The organism is Ignavibacterium sp. (assembly GCA_032027145.1).
Classification (GTDB): Bacteria; Bacteroidota; Ignavibacteria; order Ignavibacteriales; family Ignavibacteriaceae; genus IGN3.
Map to the genome: position 1 here is coordinate 1292523 of JAVSMP010000001.1, position 19031 is coordinate 1311553.

Consider the following 19031-nt stretch of genomic DNA (forward strand, 5'->3'; position numbering starts at 1 on the left):
AGCTAATCCTATGCCAAAATTTTGAAATGAAAGCAAAAAACAAATCAAGGATTAAACACTAAATTTTTCATTGAATTCAGGTTTCGGGTTTATAGAAATTATTAGTATCGAAAAATTGGTTTTAAATGTAAGAAAAGATTGCAGTTCAAATAAGAAAAGGGATGCCGAAGCAATCCCTTTTTGTGTGTGTTAATTCTTTTAATAATCGATTTAATAAAATCTATAAAACTACTCTCATTAAGATTATCGTGTATAATCTGGAATAGTTTAGTATCAGAAAATTAATTTATCAACTACTGATTATAAGGTCAGTTTCTTTTCCTTATCATCATTATAAAAAAGAAAACAAATGCCTGAAGTAAAATAATTGTTGCCCCGCTTGGCACATCAAGATAATATGAAACCCATAAACCGATCAGTGCTGTAACAGTTCCGGTTATTATGGAAAGTAATGTCATTTTGCTAAAAGATCTGGAAATTAATCTGGCAGCAGCAGGAGGAATAACCAGGAATGCTGCAATCAAAACAATACCGACAACTTTAATAGAAACAACAACTGTTACAGAAATTAAAATGCTTAACAAATAGTCATCAAGGTCAACAGGGATGCGGTCTGCAAGAGCAAGTTCTCTGTCAAAGGATGAGTATGCCCATCGTTTCCAGAATGGAAACAAAAGTAAGGTGATAATAATTAAAACAGCGGGGACAAGTATATCAGTAATCGTTACTGACAGAATAGAACCAAATAAATAATTAAACGCATCACTTGAATATTGTCTTTTAAGAAAAATAAAAATTACTCCAAGTGCCATTGATACGGAAAAGAATATGCCAATAGTAGTATCACCCCCAAGATTGGTTTTATCTTTTACCCAGGTGATACCGATAGCAACTAAAATAGTAAATGGTACTGCAGTCCAAAGCGGTTCCTGATTAAGCAGAACACCAAGTGCAACCCCGCCGAAAGCCGCATGCGCCAGACCGCTGCCAAGAAAGCCTAATCCTCTTTGTACAATAAACACACCGTAATAACCCGAAAGAAATCCTACAAGTACACCTGCTATCAAAGCACGCTGCATAAACTCTATTGAAAAAACCTCAAACATCTTTTAGTTTAATTTAAAATTTTATTTTTATGAATGTGCCCAATATGACCAAATGCAAATCGTAAATTCTGCTCACTTAAGGATTCTGCCGGAGGACCAAAGCTTACCTGTTTACGATTTAATAATAAAACAAAATCAGAATGATGGTTAGCAACATGCCAGTCGTGTGTAATCATAAGAATTGTAGCACCGGATTTTTGCTGATATGACTCAAGCAGATTATACAGATCAGCTTCACCTATTGCGTCAATGCCTGAAGCTGGTTCATCAAGTACGACAAGTTTTGGTTTCCTTACAATGCTGCGTGCAAGACATACTCTTTGTAATTCACCGCCTGAAAGTTCTGAAAGCGTTCTGTTTGCAAGTTTATCTGCATTTACAAGTGATAATGCCTCCAGTGCTTTTTTTCTGTGTTCGGCTTTTATCATCCAAGTCCATCTTCTTGTAATACCGGATAAAACAAGTTCAATCGCTAAGGCAGGAAAAGATCTATCCATTGTTTTGATCTGAGGAACATAACCAATTAATGAAGGATCAACTTTATCCGGGTTGTTTCCGAAAATTTTTACATCACCATTTGTATATTTAACCAATCCTAATAGTATTTTCATCAAAGTTGATTTACCGGCACCGTTCGGTCCTACAATCGATACAAAAGAATTTTCAGATACAGTAAGATTAATATCTTCCAGTACTTTTATTTCGCCATAGTTAAATGATAAATTATTTATTTCAATTACCGGAATCACTTCAATGCATTCTTAATAATTTGAAGATTATGCAAAATTATTTCCTCATAACTCGTTCTTCCTTCAACTCCGCCGATCGGATCCAGTTCGTACTCTTTGATTCCAGAGGATTCAGCCAAAACTTTAGCCGGCTTATCGCTGTGCTGCCTGTTTGTAAAGATAGCTTTTACATTTTCCCGTTTAACCAGTTCAATTAAATTTTTAATATCCTTTGGTGTTGGCTGACTGCCGGGCGCCACTTCCAGTGAGCCGGCAACTTTGAAATTATATCGTTCAAAGAAGTAACTATAAAAAGGATGAGAAGTAAAAACATTCCTGAAGTTTAATGAATCAGTTTCATTTTTAATTTTCTGATCAAGCCTAATTAGTCTTTCAGCAAACTTTTCAGCATTTGAATTGAATGCGGCTTCGTTTGTTGGATCAAGTTTCAATAATTCTTTTAAAAGTTCAGGAATCATAGCACGAACGACATTCGGGTCTGTCCAGAAATGCGGATCAACTCCCATATTTTCCATCTCATTATCATCTTGTGTATGTGAGTGAAAATGTGGAATCCTTATATCAATTATATTTTTGGGGGGGACTAAAGAAAGCAATTCGATTTTATTTACTGCAATAATTTTTGCTGCCCAGCCGTCCAATGTTTCTGAACCGTAGAAAAAAGCTCTGGAGTTTTGTATTGATTGAAAGTCAGACGGAAGCATTTCGTAAGTATGTGGATCAGCACCAGCTGGAAGTATTGCTATTACAGAAAATCTGTCTCCGGTTAACTCTTGAATAATCGCTTTGAATGGATAAATTGTTGTAACTATTTCAGATTTCTGTTCTTGTTTAGAACATCCCGGAACAATGAAAAAAAGTAACAGAATAAAAAGATATCTTTTCATTTTTTCTTTTTGATCAACTCTTTTTGCCTTCTGAACATAAAGAACAAACCTGCTGCAACAAAAGGGATGCTGAGTAATTGACCCATATTTAAAAATAAGTTTTGTTCAAAAGGTGATTGATTCTCCTTAACAAATTCAACAAAAAATCTGAATCCAAAGATCAGAACAAAGAATAATCCGAACAGGTATCCTTGTTTTGTTTTTTTATCTGTCTTTGAATAAACAAAATACAAAATGAAAAATGATATAAAGTAAAAAATTGATTCATAAAGTTGTGCTGGATGGCGCGGGATATCATCAACCCTTATAAAGATAAAAGCCCAGGGTAAGTTTGATGCTTTACCTATAATTTCAGAATTGAACAGGTTGCCTAAGCGAATCAAAGCACCGCCAAGAGCAACTACAATTACTAATCTGTCTAAAATCCAAAGCATCGATTTATCTTTTTGCTTCTTTGTAAGGAGATAGATTGAAGTAATTATTCCAATTGCTGCACCGTGGCTTGCAAGTCCGCCTTCCCATACTTTTATAATTTCAATTGGATGAGATAAATAATAGACCGGATCGTAAAACAAACAATGCCCAAGTCTTGCACCTATTACAGTTCCAAGTATTACATAAATCGAAAGTTGTTCAAGGTCAGACTGAGGTTTTTTTTCATTCTTAAAAATTCTGGAAAGGATGATAAACCCAAATACAAATGTTGACGCAAATAGTAATCCATACCAGCGGAGTGAAATGGGACCAAGCTTAATAATTTCAGGACTGACATTCCAGAAAATTGATGCAAAGTTCATTTTTATTTTTAAAATGTTTTAGATTGCTTGTAAATATAGTTTGATGACTTGAGGGATGCAAAGTTAATAATTAACTGAAAACATCCTGAGAAATTAATAATGTATCTACTTCTCTAAATGTATGTTCTTATAAAAATCTGATCGTTTAAAAAAGCAAGAACCACCGAAGTGACTCTGCAGTCCTGTTCGTAATTTATAGTGCCGGTTAAAATCCTGAATAAAGAAAAGAAAGGGTGTGATAAAACCGAAAGTAATTTTTTCTCAACTATTCTTCTTTCCTTCTCCTTCCGCCGCCCTTCTTTGTTTTATTTTTATCAGCATCTTTTGCAAGTTCAACACATTCTTCAAATGTAAAAGAAGAAGGTTCACGATCTTTAGGGAGTTTCACATTTTTTTTACCTGCTTTAAGATAAGCACCCCATCTGCCATTAAGGATTTGATATTCCGGATCTTCATCAAAAACCTTTATAAACTTTTCTGAGTCAGATACTCGCTTTGCTTCAATTACAGTAATAGCTTCTTCTTCATCTATTGTGTAGGGATCGTATTCTTTTTTTAAGGAATAAAATTTTCCATCGTGTCTTAAATAAGGTCCAAATCTGCCAATAGCTGCAACTATCTGTTTATCCTCAAACATTCCGACAACTCTGGGCAGTTTAAATAATTCTATTGCTTCCTCAAGTGTAATTTGTTCTAGTTTCTGATCCTTTCTTAAACCGGCATATTCAGGCTTTGCATCGGGATTATTTGTATCTGTTAATTGAGCAACAGGACCAAATCTTGCGATTCTGACTGAAACTGTTTTATTTGTCTTTGGATCTATTCCAAGTATTCTTTCACCGTTTACACGTTCAGAAGTCTCAGTAGTATGCTCAACCTTTTTATGGAAAGGATGATAAAAGTTTTTGAGCATTTTGTGATAGCTCATTTTTCCTTCAGCTATTTCATCAAGTTCATCTTCAATCTGAGCAGTAAATTGATAATCCATAATTTGAGGAAAATGCTGAATGAGAAAATCAGTTACAAGCATTGCAATGTCTGAAGGGAAAAGCTTGCCTTTATCAGCTCCAAAGATTTCTGTTTTTGTTTCGCTGCTGATTTCTCTTCTCTTATTTAGAGTTAAGATCTTATAAGACCGATCAGTGCCCATTCTTTCTTCTTTATTTACATAACCGCGTTTTTGTATCGTGCTTATCGTAGGCGCATAGGTAGATGGTCTGCCGATACCAAGCTCTTCTAATTTTTTTACAAGACTTGCTTCAGTGTAGCGCGGTGACGGTCGGGTATATCTTTGTGTGGCGGTTACTTCTTTCATCTCAAGTTTTTGACCAGCTTTTAATGGAGGAAGAACTGCATCAGAACCATTATCTGAATTTTCATCATCGGTATCTTCAAAATAAACTTTTAAAAATCCATCAAACTTAATTACTTCGCCTTTTGCAGTAAGAACATCATCGAGCCCGGTAATTTTAATTTTAGCAGTTGTTCTTTCAATATCAGCATCACTCATTTGTGAAGCTATTGCACGTTTCCAGATCAGTTCATATAAAGCTTGCTCTTCTTTTGGTCCGCTTATTTTTTCGATGTTAAAATCAGTTGGGCGTATTGCTTCGTGTGCTTCCTGGGCTGACTTTGATTTTGTTTTGAACTGTCTTTTTTGATAATAGTCTTTTCCATAATTCTGTTTGATTGTCTGTTCAGCAGCATTAAGTGCAAGATCAGAAAGAACAACAGAATCTGTACGCATATAAGTTATCTTTCCAGCTTCATATAGTCTTTGTGCGAGCAGCATTGTGCGTGATACTGAGTAACGTAATTTTCTTGCAGCTTCCTGCTGTAAGGTTGAGGTTGTAAATGGTGCAGCAGGTGAACGTTTAAAAGGTTTTTTCTCAACACTCTCAACAATAAAATCTGAAGCAGAACATTTCTTTAAAAATTCTTCAGCTTCTTTTTCTGTAGGCAAAAATCTTGCAAGCTCAGCTTTAAGATTTGTTTTATTACCCTTTTCATCTTCAACAATAAAATTTGCTACAACTTTATAACGGGATTCAGGTACAAATGAATCGATTTCTCTTTCTCTTTCAACAATTAATCTGACAGCAACCGATTGAACACGACCGGCAGAAAGTTTGGATTGTATTTTCCGCCATAAAATTCCTGATACTTCAAAACCAACTAAGCGGTCTAATATTCTTCTTGCCTGTTGTGCATCAACAAGATTATAATCAATCTTTCGCGGATTCTTAATTGCATTTAGGATTGCAGATTTTGTTATCTCACCGAATACAATTCTTTTGATTTTATCTTCTTTAAGATCCAGAGCTTCTTTCAAGTGCCAGGAGATTGCTTCACCTTCACGGTCTTCGTCAGTTGCAAGCCAAATTGTTTCAGCTTTTTTAACAAGTTTTTTTAAATCAGTTACAACTTTCTTTTTATCTTCGGGGATTTTATAAAGCGGTTTGAAGTTATTTTCAATATCAACACCCTTGTTCTTTTTCTCAAGATCGCGTATATGTCCGAAGCTTGATGCAACTAAAAATTCTTTACCTAAATAACCTTCAATTGTCTTTGCTTTGGCTGGAGATTCTACTATTACTAAATTTTTTGCCATTAGTTCTACTTAATAATTGAAAAAACGCTTGCAAATAAACCGATAAATAAAATAAAATTCAAAGTAAATAGTTGAGCCAGATCATTTTATTAATAGTTTCATCATTTTTGTAAATAGAATTTTCTTAATATTTGATATGTAAATCATAATATTTGATTGTTTTGAACATAAAATTTATTCTAAAAAAAATATTACAAATTTTAGCAGTGCCATTTATTCTGCTGATTAAAATTTATCAGTTGTTTGTTTCACCGCTTTTCCCATCTTCCTGCAGATATTCTCCTACTTGTTCTCATTACACTGTAGAAGCATTAAAAAAGTATGGATTATTTAAAGGCAGCTGGCTTGGAATAAAAAGAATTTTGCGGTGTCATCCGTGGGGTGGAAGCGGCTACGACCCGGTTCCTTAGATTTGTGATTTGTAATTTTATTTAATGTTACACTGAGTTTGGTAAAGTGTAACAATTCAATTAACAGTAGCCGGTTATCGGTAATTCGGATACGGAAAAATTTTGTAACTAAACTAAAATTGATATTACTTTAAGTGTAAGTAATGGCGAAAAATAAATCAGTAAAAAAATCATTCGGTACAAGATTGTTAAAATTCTTCAAATGGATTTTAAAATTTGCAATACTGTTTTTTATTGTTTCAATTCTGCTCGTTTTTTCGATGAGGTGGATAAATCCTATTACCAGTTCAATAATGATTCAAAGACAAATTGCAGGATTTTTGAAAGGCGATTTTGAGTTGATACACTACAATTGGGTAAACTATAATAGTGTTTCCAGGTATATGCCGATTGCAATTGTAGCCGCAGAAGATCAGAACTTTCCGGATCATTTTGGCTTTGACTTTAAACAGATTGAAAAAGCACTTAAAGAAAACAAGCGCGGCAGAAGAGTTCGTGGTGCAAGTACTATTACTCAACAAGTAGCAAAAAATCTTTTTCTTTGGGAAGGGAAAAGTTTTATTCGAAAAGGTATCGAAGCTTACTTTACAATATTAATAGAGCTGTTGTGGGATAAAGAACGAATTCTTGAAGTGCATATGAACATTGCTGAAATGGGAGATAAAATTTTTGGTGTCGGAACGGCGAGTGTTTTATATTTTAAAAAATCTCCTTCAAAATTAACAATCAATCAGGCTGCATTATTAGCGGCAATACTACCCAACCCAAGAAAGTATTCTGTTTTAAAACCAAGCGGTTATATCAGAGGCAGACAAAACTGGATAGTTAGGCAAATCTATTCACTTGGCGGACCAAATTACCTGGAAAACATTTAGTCAGAAAATTTTTCATCTTAAACTTTCTTCTTCTTTTAAGGTAAATAAAAACCAATAAAATCCGATAATGAAAGAAAAATGTCTTCATTTTATGGATTTCAGTCAAATAGAATTACAAGAAACTGAGCAAATAGATGAATTAATTGAATTAAATGCAATTAAATTTAGAAAACTAAAGCATCAGTACCTTAAAGGCTATCTCAAAAAGAACGAAACCTATCTGGACTATTTAAAGACAGGTTCACGCCATTTTGTGTTCCAGCTGCCCGATGAAATTAATGAGATTTTTATTCCTAAAGAAAATTCATCATTTTTTTGGCTGTTAGAATCCCCAACACTTTTAGCTTGTGAAAAATATTTTAATGAGAATTCAAACAGCAGAAATTCAGACAGCCTTGAGTTAAAGAAAAATTTTACAAAGTGGGCAATTAATTCTGATCCAAATCAAAAAAGAATTTTTGCCTCGATTACTCTTAAATCTTTTAAAGATTTCTATAACAGCCCAACATTTATTGATCTGATTTATTATGCCTTGGTTTTAAATTTTGAAGATTCAATCCGGGATCATCAGAAAAGCATTAACTATTTAGTTAAAGCACAGGAGCAGCTTAATGAAACAAGTATAGAACCTGCGGTAAAGAAAGAAATTGAATATTTGATTTTGTTATATAAAGCCTTTGCACATATTGCTTTGGCAAATTTTGAAGAAGCTGCAGAAGAACTGAACTATGCCATTGATATAAAAACTAATGGCATTAACGCAAAATTTTATTTTGCTTACGTATCTGCACTTCAAAAAAGAGATGATTTTACAAAAGGTTTACTTAAGGATATTCTTGATTATGATATTAAAAGGATAAACTATGCTATTGAAAGCAGCAGCATAATATTACTCAATTACTTTATGACAAATCCGGTATTTCCGAATATTGGCGAGTATATCGAGTTTTCAACTCTCAGCGATTATATTCTAAAAGATCTAATTGAGTCATCAATTGATTCCAATAATTTAATCAGGACGATTGTGCCAAGATTAAATAATCTGAAAAAGCTTGATTATGATGAATACTACAGCGACGAAGCAAGATCTGCAATTAAATTTTTATATGATGTTTGTGAAAACTATTCACAGGATAACTCGTTTTATACTAATATGATTTCTGGGAGTATAAATAACAAATTACACGGACTTCTTGATAGTGTAACTGAAAACATAAAAGAAAAACTTTATGAAAATTATTATAGGATAATGAGTTTATTCGAAAATACAATTGCAGAAAGTGAGAAACTTATTGAACAGTACAGTAAAGAAGTTGGAGAGATAAAATCCGGATTGTTGAAAAGATTAGCAACCTCCATCGAGCAAATAGAAGATTATGTGAAAGATGCTTTATGGGAAATTGAAGAACGTAAAAAAAATCTTAATTTTCAACCAAAGTATGATCCGGCAGTAACTTTTAGAAATTCGATGAGTTATAATGTGCTTGTTTCAATCATTGTGTTTATTATCGGCGGCATAGCGGGATATTTTAACAGTTCAGATTATTTTGAAAATGATTTTTATCTGATGCTTGGCAGAATTATCCTGACCGGAGTTAAATGGTCATCATTAACTTTTGTTATTGGATTCTTTATATCAGGATTTATATCCGGATTGGTAATTTTTGATAAATCAAATGAAAAACAACGGCTTGAAAAACGGACACTTGAACTGCAGAAACAAAAAGAAATAAGTATTGATATCTTAAAGAAAGAAGCTGAACAAAAACAAAAAGCACTTTCAGAAGGATATCTTGAAAGAATTGAATCACACAAGAATAAGATAGAAGAGACAAAAAAAGAAAAGGCAAATCAGGAAGTTGTTTTGAAAACAGAAGCTGATGAAAAACTTCAACCATATATAGAAAAACTCAAACCTCTTTATAATAAGTAACGCTGGCTATAATTAGCCAAGTTCATAAATACATTCAGTAATCCCGCCTAAATAATTCGTTAATCATAAATTATTAAACTGATTAAGTGGTATAGATGTTGGGTTTGCAGGGCAAAAAACTCTGCAGATGATGGAAGAAATTTTAATACCTGATAATTTACTGAGCTATAAAAGCGAAATTTTTAATAAGATTTATCCGGATTTTTTTGTAAGAAATATTTACAGAGAACTAAAAAACCGGATTCACGAATTATGCTATGTTCCTGTTTGGAATAATAGTCTTAACTCTGTAGAACAGTGGGATGAACAAAAAACTTCCGTAAACAGATTTGATTGGTTAAGAAAATATAATCTGATACTTCCTGAATCTAATGAAGCATTAAACCGAATTAAGTTAACTGGTCAATCATTTCTGAGTGTAAAGGAATCTGCTGGTCTAATCTCCCAGATATTATTTGAGACAAAATCAGTAGTAATTAATGAACAAAATGTTTTGGTAAAAAGTTTTGCTGATTCATCTTTAACTTATGCACAATGGAAACAGACAAGTGCGGGAAATGATTCAATTCATATTATTGATCCCTTTGTTAATCATCTGATTGGAACAAAACCAGCAGGACTAAAATCAGTTTTACTGCATGGTAGTCTTGCTGATGGTTTATTAAAACCCGGCTTTAGTGATTTTGATGTCCATTATGTAATAGATTTTTCTTTGCCCCCGGATAAACTTGTTGATTTGATGAGATGGATATTTTTATCCAATAATTATTTGCTGAACTATAATCCTTTTATGCATCATGGGCCAATGTTGGTTCTTGAAGATGAATTAGCTTTTTGTTCAGAAGCTGCTCTACCAAGTACAGTTATAGAAAATGGAGTCTGGTTAATCGGCGGAGTAAAGGAAATCCGGTATGCAAAAAACGATTTTGAGCTTGTTGAAACATTTAGACAGTTCCATGATTTTTTTGCGAATAAATTTCGTAAAGCTGAAGATATAAAATCTATTTTTGATGTAATCTGGTGGGTGGCAACTGCATTATTCCTTCCATTGTTAAATATACAATTACTTAATAAAAAATCTTTCTGGAAGAGAGATGTTCTTATAAACAAAAGTAAAATTCCTGCACAGTTTTGCGATATCATCGATCAGCTTACAATGATCAGAAACCGGACAAGTGAATATGTTTTAGCCAGAACAGCCCTGCCGTTAGAATCTAAGTATGATGTGTTTCCTCCGGGTTATGTACTGAATAAGTTTAAAAATCAATTTCAGTTAAGATCTGAAGAAGTTAATTCGCTTGGCATTACTGATGAACTAATTCAAAAAGTTAGAGAGTATTATCAGTATTGTGCAGTAAATGCAGTTGAACAAAATAAAATTAACTTCCGGGAAAAAGGTTATGATTTTGAAAAAGTAAATAATAACTGGATAAAGGAAGTTTGTGAAATACCCGAGAAAATTCCAATTGATAAATATCAGGAAGTTAGAACAGAATTTCTTGAAAGATGTAAATTAAACAAAAATGTAATTGCAGTTTATGAATTTGGATTGATTGGCTGTCCGGGATTATCAGATTTGGATTTTCTGGTTGTGCTGTCAGATAATTATTACGGAATACCATCAGAGTTATTGATAAGCAGTATGAGTTTAGAGTTTGCTGATGTAATGAATCATGATCCTGTTTTTGTTTCAAAGTCGCAAATAAAAAATTTTGGAGTTATAAGCCCTATATTCTATTACAATCAGATTTTTGGAGATAGTTTACATATTCCTGCTACCACAGATTTTAACACTGATTTACAGGAGATATGTTTTACTATTCAAAACATAACTAAATATCCTTCAGATCTGATTGCCTTATCTAAACAAAGAAAAATCAGATGGAAAACTCTGCTGGCGTTTTTAAATAGCTTTAATCATGTAAAAAAAACATTATCACTTTCTACAGATGATATACCGTTATCAGTACAGGAATGTATTGATCTTAATGCGGCAATAAGGAAAAAATTTAGCAGTGGCAAATGTACCATAGAAGATCTTAACCTGGCATTTGAAAAAATGATCGATGCAAGTATAGATGTGATTTTATTTTATCAGCAATACTGGGAAAACAAATTTCCAGGTCTTAGATCGTTCAATGAAAACAATGATTTTTATGATTACAAAACTGAAGTATATAAGGCAGTAAATGATACAGAAGAAATTATTCCGGCACTGCCCTTATCACTTAGTATATTTTTAGAACTTACACAAAGTATTAATTATGAAGAAACAACATATTTTGAAAGTAAAAATCTAATCAGCTTTAATAGCTTTCTTTCAGAGTATAATAAATTAAAACAGAACTATCTGTTAAATGAATTAAGCAAAGGAAGAAGAATAAGCAGTTACATTACACCAAACAGAGTAATTGAAGAATACTTATCCAGATATTGCAGCGCAGAATTATTATTAAATGAATCAAATGACTTTGAATATAGCACACCAATTCTGTTAATAATTAACTGTGAATCACAAAATACCTTTAACTCTTTGGAAGTCCTTAAAAAAATCAAGCCTCAAAAGTTATATGTTTATATCAATCAGGATGGTTTACAAAAACTATCTGAAAATAAAAATCTAAGATCGTTATTAAAGATTTTGTTAAATATAGATTGGGAATGCCAGTTAAAAACAAAAATCATAACAAATGAAACTGATTCGATAAATTATATCCCGGATTCACTTAACTGGTTTTTTGAAGATGAAGAGTTCGGTGTTATTTGGGAATCAAGAAACCTTACTGAAACAGAATATTTTTATTCAACCGAAACTCTATTACAGAAACATCAAACTGATGAAAATATCTTTGGTATTTCAAGCATTGATCACATGGTCTTTGATTCAGTAAAAAGAAACTCGCTGAATCTGTTCATAAATAACTCAACTAAAATCTTTGGAACATGGAGAAGCAGATGGAAGTTATTTGATGATGAGATGTCAGAATTCCCACATTTTATTTCTGATGAATCTTTTTACAATAATATGTTTGCAAAAGCTGAATTAGATTCAGTTACAAATAATCTATTTAATGCCTACTGTAATGCGCCAAATTCATTTTTTGTTAAATGGAATTTTAGTGCTCTGACAAAAAATAGCTCAATGATTTTAATAACTAAGAAAAATTCTGCAACTGAATTGAGTTATCTAACTTCTGATTATTCTTCATTTAGAATAAGTAATAAACTAAGTGCTGAAAGAATTGCACAGTATTTTTTTCCTGATAAAATACAAGTACTTATTTATAAATCAGAGATAGCTATATCAATGAACAATTTAGTTTTTGCAAAGAATTTGTTACACATAATTTTATCACTTGATAAGAATAATGTTGATGCATTAAACAATCTTGCAGTTATAGAAACAATGGCAGATAACTATGCAGCAGCAATTGATATTCTTAAAAGAGTTATTTCTACAGACCCTGCCAATGAGGTTGCAATTGATAATCTTATAATTATAAAAGATATCTTAGCTGAAAAACAATTATCAATCGGACAATTAGACAAATGATAAATCCAATAGATGTTTCAATGAAGAATCAAATTATTACTTTATTACAAAAGTTAAATCCCGTTTTACTCAGTAATCATCCAGAGCCAAAACAAAATGAAAGTCCGGCAGCCCTGACCAGAGAATTAAAGCTGCTGTATAATCAGATTAAAAATGTAGTTATTGTTCGTCTTGATGCGATTGGTGACAGTCTGCTTTTTGTAAATGCAATGAAACAAATTAAGGAATTATTTCCTCAGGCAGCTATAACATTTGTATGTTATAAAGAAACAGCAGAAATCATAAGTCGGAGTCCTTATATTGATGTTCCGGTTTATCTTGATCGGAAAAAATTAGAGGTTGATAAAAATTACAGAGAATCAATTTATACTGCATTAGGAAATTATTCGTTTGATGTACTTATTAATCCGTTATATTCAAGAGAGTTTTTTTCCGAAGAAATAGTATATTTTATTAATGCTGAACTTAAGATTGGTTTCAAGGGTGATGTTTCCAATATCTCACCGTTGTTATTGGGTAAGACTAATAACTGGTATGATATTTTGCTGGAAACTGAAAACACAATTAATAAATTTGAACTTTATAGAAATGCCGAACTGGTTAATTTATTAGGCGGCAGCAATAACCCCAATAATCTGCCCGAACTATACACTTCTCAGGAAGATTCCGAATTTATTTTAAAATTTATTTCAAATTACGATCTAAAAAATTATGCTTTGGTTTTTCCCGGCTCAAAAGGTGGTAAGAGCTCGATCAAATATTGGGGTTCAGAAAAGTTTGCTGCAATTATCGATTTTATACAGACTGATTTGAAATTAAAAGTGGTATTACTCGGCGGTACGGATGAGGAGCTGATTTGCAGTGAAATAATTTCTTTATGCAAAACACAGCCAATACTTCTGCAAGGTCAGTTTTCTTTATGGAAATCTGTTGAGCTATTAAGACACGCAAAATTTTATCTCGGCTCAGATACCAGCATCGCTCATTTTTCTGCCGCATTGGAAATTCAAACAATTGTTTTATTAGGCGGCGGGCACTTTAAAAGATTTTTTCCATATCCGGATCAAAAACATGTTAAAGCAATTTATAAGGAGCTTAGCTGTTTTAATTGTAATTGGAAATGTACTCAGGAAACAAACAGATGTATAGAAGATATTTCTGTAAATGATGTTAAACGAATATTAAATTCAATAAAAATTGAAAATGTTTCTGATAAAGAATCAAATAATAAAACTAAAAACATAAATCTGGTTTTTAATACAGGAAGTAAACCCAAGATAGATCTATTACTGCCTAACGGCAATATGCATTCTTGGCATTTAAAAGAAGCATGGGTAGTAAACCTCAGAAAGCATAATCTATTAAATAGAGCTTTTTACACAGATTCAAATAACTACCAGCATTTTTTTGATTATCTGAAAAAAGGCACAAACTCTGATTTTATTTTTGCCCTCGGCGGTGATCATCATTTGTTTTATTTACACGACTCTCAACAGAAGATCGAACTTTGGCATAGATACAAAAAGAGCAAAGTCTGTTATTCTTATGAAAGTACAATTGATTCTGAATACAATTTTTATAAGAACAGGGCAGAAAATGCGTCCAGGGTTTTTACACATTTTTTAGTTGCTGATGAAAAAGATATTCAATTTTATAAAGAAAGAAATAATAAAGCAGCCTGGTTTCCGCAATTTGTTGATGAAAAATTTTTCTTTAATAATAACCCATTTGATAAACGAATTAACAAAGTATTCTTTAAGGGGAAACTTTGGAGTGAATATAAACAAAGACAAAGGATTATTGATTCACTTATTAATGTTAAGTCCATCGAACTTTTAGATGGATATATTAATAATAGTGAGTTAGTAAGTAATTACAATAAGTATAAAGCAGTAATAAATCCGCCGGGAGTATTTGGAGGATTTAATGTCAGAACATTTGAAGCATTATCTTCTGGAAATCTTTTATTCCAATTTTTACCAGAAAACAGACCACTTAATAATGGTTTGTTCAAACACTTTGAGCATCTGATATATTTTAATCCAAAGGATACTACAGAAATTGTAAATCATATCTTTGATTTTTTAAGCGATACTGAATCATATAAAACAATTGCTGAAAATGGTTGTAACGAAGTCTTAAACTATCATACTTTAGAAAAAAGATTACAAACACTTCTTGATTTTGTAAATCTGAATAAAACTCCTGAATATCCTGACTATGGATTAGCAGATGAAAAAGTTAAAGACAATAAAACTTCAGTTAATCAAAAAGATAGGATTGAAGTAAACTCAGAAATTAAATTATCAGCGATAGTATCGGTTTATAATTCTGAAAGATTTATCGAAGACTGTTTAATAGATCTTGTTGAACAAACACTTTATAAAAAAAATCAATTAGAAATTATTTTAGTAAATACAGGCTCTCAACAAAATGAAGATATTATAATTGAAAAGTATTTAAACTTATATAAAAATATCAAATACATTAAAGTTTCGGAACGAGAGACAATTTACTCAGCCTGGAACAGAGGTATTAAAGCTGCTTCAGGTAAGTATTTAACTAACGCAAACACTGATGACAGACATAAAAAGGATGCTCTTGAAATAATGTGCAAGTTTCTTGATTGCAATAGTGATGTTGATGTGGTTTACGCAGATCAGTATATAACTACTAATGCTAAAGATTCGTGGGAAAAAAACAGCAGTAAGCATCAGCAGAAATGGTCTTCGTTTGATAAAGACCTAATACTATTTGGATGTTTTATTGGGCCCCAGCCAGTATGGAAAAAGAGTTTACACGATAGATTTGGCTTGTTTAACGATCAGTTAAAAGTTGTAGGTGATTATGAGTTTTGGTTAAGGATAAGCAGAGATGCCAAGTTTTATCATCTGAAGGAAACCCTGGGTATTTATTATTATTCACCTGATAGTGCAGAACATAGAGATGATAGTGTTACTAAAACTGAAAATAAAATGATTCAGGAATATTATTTAGCTCAATATATTTCTTCAGCAGTTGAGATTGAGAAACTTAGAAAGAAAATAAAAACGATTGATCTAAATAAAGTTAATGATGAGTATGCAAAGAATAGCGAAGAGCTGCTTTCAAAAAGAGAAAAGGGGATTCTGCTTGAAAAGGAAATGGATTATTATTTAAATAGCATAAAAGAATTAAGCGAGGCTGAAATAACTCAATTAGCTAAGCACTATCTGCAGGAAATGGAAAAATCTGAATCAATATTAAAAAAGGAGTATTATCAGGAATCGATTAATATAATTCTTGGCTTTTATTATTTAGATAACTATCGCCTGCAAGATTCTAAAAATTGTTTTGAGAATATTCTGGATATAAATAGTTTTTCCTCGCCTGCCTGTGAAGGTTTAGGTAAAATATTTATGCTCGAATCGGATTTAAACTCAGCCAAGACCATGCTTGAATGGGCAGTTAAAAATAATCCACAAAATCTTAATGCAATTGAAGCTCTAAAAACAGTTAACCAGAACTTATCATTAGCTGATGATCACAATTCACTTTTTGAAAATAAAACATTTACAGTTGAGAGCAAAGGTTAGCTAATGTCAACTTTAAGTTTATGTATGATAGTAAAGAACGAAGAGAAACATCTTGAACGGTGTTTAACTTCAGTAAAAGATGTTGCTGATGAAATAGTTATTGTTGATACCGGTTCTTCAGATAAAACAATTGAAATAGCAGAATCCTTTAACTCAAAAATTTTCCATTTTAACTGGATAAATGATTTTTCTGCTGCAAGAAATTTTTCACTAAGTAAATGCAAGAGTGATTGGATACTTTATCTTGATGCCGATGAAGAGTTGAATCCTGATTCGGTTGATGAAATTAATAGATTAAAAAAATCCCAGCCTGCTGCCGTCTATTGTAAAGTTATTAGTCAGGGCACAAATACTATCAACGGAAGTATATTCAAATATCCAAGGTTATTTCCAAATCTTCCCGGAGTTCAGTTTACCGGAAAAGTACACGAGCAAATAATTGATTCACTAAAAAAACTAAAACTACCTGTTATTGAATCAAACATTGAAATAATTCATTATGGATATACAACTAACGAAGAAGAATTGAAAAAGAAGAAAGAACGAAATCTTTCACTTCTTTTATCGGCAGTCAGTCAAAAATCTAATGTTTATGAAAGATTAAAACTTGTTCAAACTTTAATTTCATTAAACAAATTAAATGAAGCTGAAAGAGAATTAAATAAGCTGATAAAGTTTAAAGATCTGAAAGGTGAAAACCGTGGTCTTGCTTTTTTTTATTTCGCTTCTGTAAAATATGAGCAGAATGATTTAGACTCTGCATTTAGTTATGGCTTAAAGGCAGTACAAATACTTAATCAAAAACCAGAGTTAAATTATCTTCTTTATTTAATTCAACTGCGTAAAAACAATTTGACCGAAGCATTGCAGTTTTTAAGATCATCAGCCATTACTAATTTAAAGTTGTTGGATAGCCCAATGTCATTCAATAATGAAAATGTTTTAGATCAGATTGATCTTTATCTAAGGGCTATTAATCTTAGTTATAAAATGAAAGACTTTAAAAGTGCAGAAGTATATCTTGATTGTCTATCAGAATATTTATCTGCAAGTAAGAATATTGAAAAAGAGATAATGTTATCTGAATTAAGTGAATTGTTCTTAAAGTTTTCTGATAAAATAAAAACAATTGAATTTGTTTCGGCTTGTTTTAATTCTGTTCACATGCTGCAGATTACAGACATAATAAATAATTGTAATAATGATTGTATAGTTAAAAATATATTTGAGCAGCTTTTAATAAAATATCCTGATTCATCTGTGCTATATAAAAACTTAGCGTTGTTGTACACTGATTCAGAACCATTAAAATCTATTTTTTTGTTTCAAAAAGCGTTGGAGATTGAAAAAGAACCGCAAACATATATTCATCTTATATCGGTTTATATTGGTTTGAATGATCATAACAAAGCAGCCGAAACATTTTATTTACTTAAGCAGGAATTTTCCAAAAATGTCCAAATCAGCCCGCAAATAAACATTTTAGAAAGAAAACTTACCGCAATACTTACATAAAAAGATACTACAATACTCTTACAAAAAATATTTTTTAGCATCCACTAAACAAATTTAACACTCCTACGATAATCTAATTGAACACAAAAAGTTCTTTAAATAAACTAAATTAACAAACAATCAGGCAAGGATGCCTGATTAAAACAACACGGAGGTTCTATATGTCATTTCTAATTAACACCAACATGGATGCACTAAGTGCATACAACGCGTTAGCAAAAGTTAATGCTCAAACAACAAAAGCTCAGTTACGTTTAGCTACAATGAAGAAAATTAACTCTGTAGCCGATGATACATCTGGTTATAAAGTTGGAAAAGAGCTGGAAGCTGATAACTTAAAGATGAAAGCTCAGTTGAATAACATTTCTTCTGGTAAGAACTGGTTATCAACTGCTGAATCTGCTTTGTCGCTGGTTAACGACAAATTAAATGCTATTGTAGCAAAACAGGAAGACGCTAAAGATCCTATAAAAGATCAGGGAAGTCTTCAAAAAGATATCAAAGCAATTGCCGATGAAATAGATAGCATTCTTAATAATACCAAGATCAATGGTCAGGATGTACTTGCATCAGCAGCAGCATCTTTCGGTATTGGTTCTTCAGTTTCTGTAAATGTTGGAGTATCACTTGATTTGACAACACATCAGGCTGCTCTTACAGCATTACAAGCTGGCGATGCAGGCTCAGTTACTCAAGACATTACTGCATTCCAAACAGCAGTAAAGAGTACCTTGGGTTACATTGGTAACAATTTACAGGTATTTGATTCAAGAGAAGAATATATAACTTCTTCAATTGCAAACAATACTGCTTTGATCTCCAAATTATTTGATGCTGATATGGCAATGGAGCAATTAAATGCAACTAAAGGTCAGATTGGATCCCAGATAGGAACAGCAATGTTAGGAACTCTTAACATAGCTCCACAAGGACTCCTTTCATTATTCAGATAAACTTTAAATAAGTAACTGGGTGTTACCCCGGGGTTAAACCCCGGGGGATTTTTATAAAAGAACTGGG

At 32.1% G+C, this 19031-nt stretch carries 12 protein-coding genes; 7 read left to right on the forward strand and 5 right to left on the reverse strand.

Translation table 11 applies throughout. The features are described 5' to 3' along the window. Nucleotides 1–308: 308 nt before the first annotated feature. The 5 genes from ROY99_05175 to topA all read right to left on the reverse strand — a co-directional run bounded on the left by ROY99_05175 (nucleotide 309) and on the right by topA (nucleotide 6150). A complete protein-coding gene (locus tag ROY99_05175) occupies nucleotides 309–1106 on the reverse strand; it encodes a metal ABC transporter permease (protein MDT3695764.1) in 798 nt (265 codons plus the stop codon). An 8-nt stretch (nucleotides 1107–1114) separates the two neighbouring features. Next, on the reverse strand, nucleotides 1115–1855 hold the full coding sequence (locus tag ROY99_05180) for a metal ABC transporter ATP-binding protein (GenBank protein ID MDT3695765.1): 741 nt from the start codon (nucleotides 1853–1855) through the stop codon (nucleotides 1115–1117). After that, entirely contained in the window at nucleotides 1852–2742 is an 891-nt protein-coding gene (locus ROY99_05185) for a metal ABC transporter substrate-binding protein (protein ID MDT3695766.1), read from the reverse strand. Before ROY99_05185 ends, ROY99_05180 begins: the two co-directional genes overlap by 4 nt. Beyond that, nucleotides 2739–3539: a prolipoprotein diacylglyceryl transferase gene (gene lgt, locus ROY99_05190; GenBank protein MDT3695767.1), complete on the reverse strand. Its 801-nt coding sequence runs from the start codon at nucleotides 3537–3539 to the stop codon at nucleotides 2739–2741. The genes ROY99_05185 and lgt overlap by 4 nt, the downstream gene beginning before the upstream one ends. Nucleotides 3540–3804: 265 nt before the next feature. Next, nucleotides 3805–6150, reverse strand: coding sequence for a type I DNA topoisomerase (gene topA / locus ROY99_05195; protein ID MDT3695768.1), 2346 nt, complete (start codon nucleotides 6148–6150; stop codon nucleotides 3805–3807). 197 nt (nucleotides 6151–6347) lie between these two features. Between topA and yidD the strand changes: the two genes are divergently transcribed. The 7 genes from yidD to ROY99_05230 all read left to right on the forward strand — a co-directional run bounded on the left by yidD (nucleotide 6348) and on the right by ROY99_05230 (nucleotide 18964). Next, entirely contained in the window at nucleotides 6348–6560 is a 213-nt protein-coding gene (gene yidD, locus ROY99_05200) for a membrane protein insertion efficiency factor YidD (protein ID MDT3695769.1), read from the forward strand. A 143-nt stretch (nucleotides 6561–6703) separates the two neighbouring features. After that, nucleotides 6704–7435 carry a monofunctional biosynthetic peptidoglycan transglycosylase gene (mtgA, locus tag ROY99_05205; GenBank protein MDT3695770.1) on the forward strand — a complete coding sequence of 244 codons (732 nt, stop codon included), beginning with the start codon at nucleotides 6704–6706 and terminating at the stop codon, nucleotides 7433–7435. Between the two features lie 67 nt (nucleotides 7436–7502). Further along, on the forward strand, nucleotides 7503–9368 hold the full coding sequence (locus tag ROY99_05210) for a hypothetical protein (GenBank protein MDT3695771.1): 1866 nt from the start codon (nucleotides 7503–7505) through the stop codon (nucleotides 9366–9368). A 130-nt stretch (nucleotides 9369–9498) separates the two neighbouring features. Then, nucleotides 9499–12921: a hypothetical protein gene (locus ROY99_05215; protein ID MDT3695772.1), complete on the forward strand. Its 3423-nt coding sequence runs from the start codon at nucleotides 9499–9501 to the stop codon at nucleotides 12919–12921. Beyond that, nucleotides 12918–16496, forward strand: coding sequence for a glycosyltransferase (locus ROY99_05220; protein MDT3695773.1), 3579 nt, complete (start codon nucleotides 12918–12920; stop codon nucleotides 16494–16496). Before ROY99_05215 ends, ROY99_05220 begins: the two co-directional genes overlap by 4 nt. A 3-nt stretch (nucleotides 16497–16499) precedes the next feature. Further along, nucleotides 16500–18011, forward strand: a complete 1512-nt coding sequence (locus ROY99_05225; GenBank protein MDT3695774.1) for a glycosyltransferase — start codon at nucleotides 16500–16502, stop codon at nucleotides 18009–18011. A 161-nt stretch (nucleotides 18012–18172) separates the two neighbouring features. Next, a complete protein-coding gene (locus ROY99_05230; GenBank protein MDT3695775.1) occupies nucleotides 18173–18964 on the forward strand; it encodes a flagellin in 792 nt (263 codons plus the stop codon). Nucleotides 18965–19031: the final 67 nt, after the last annotated feature.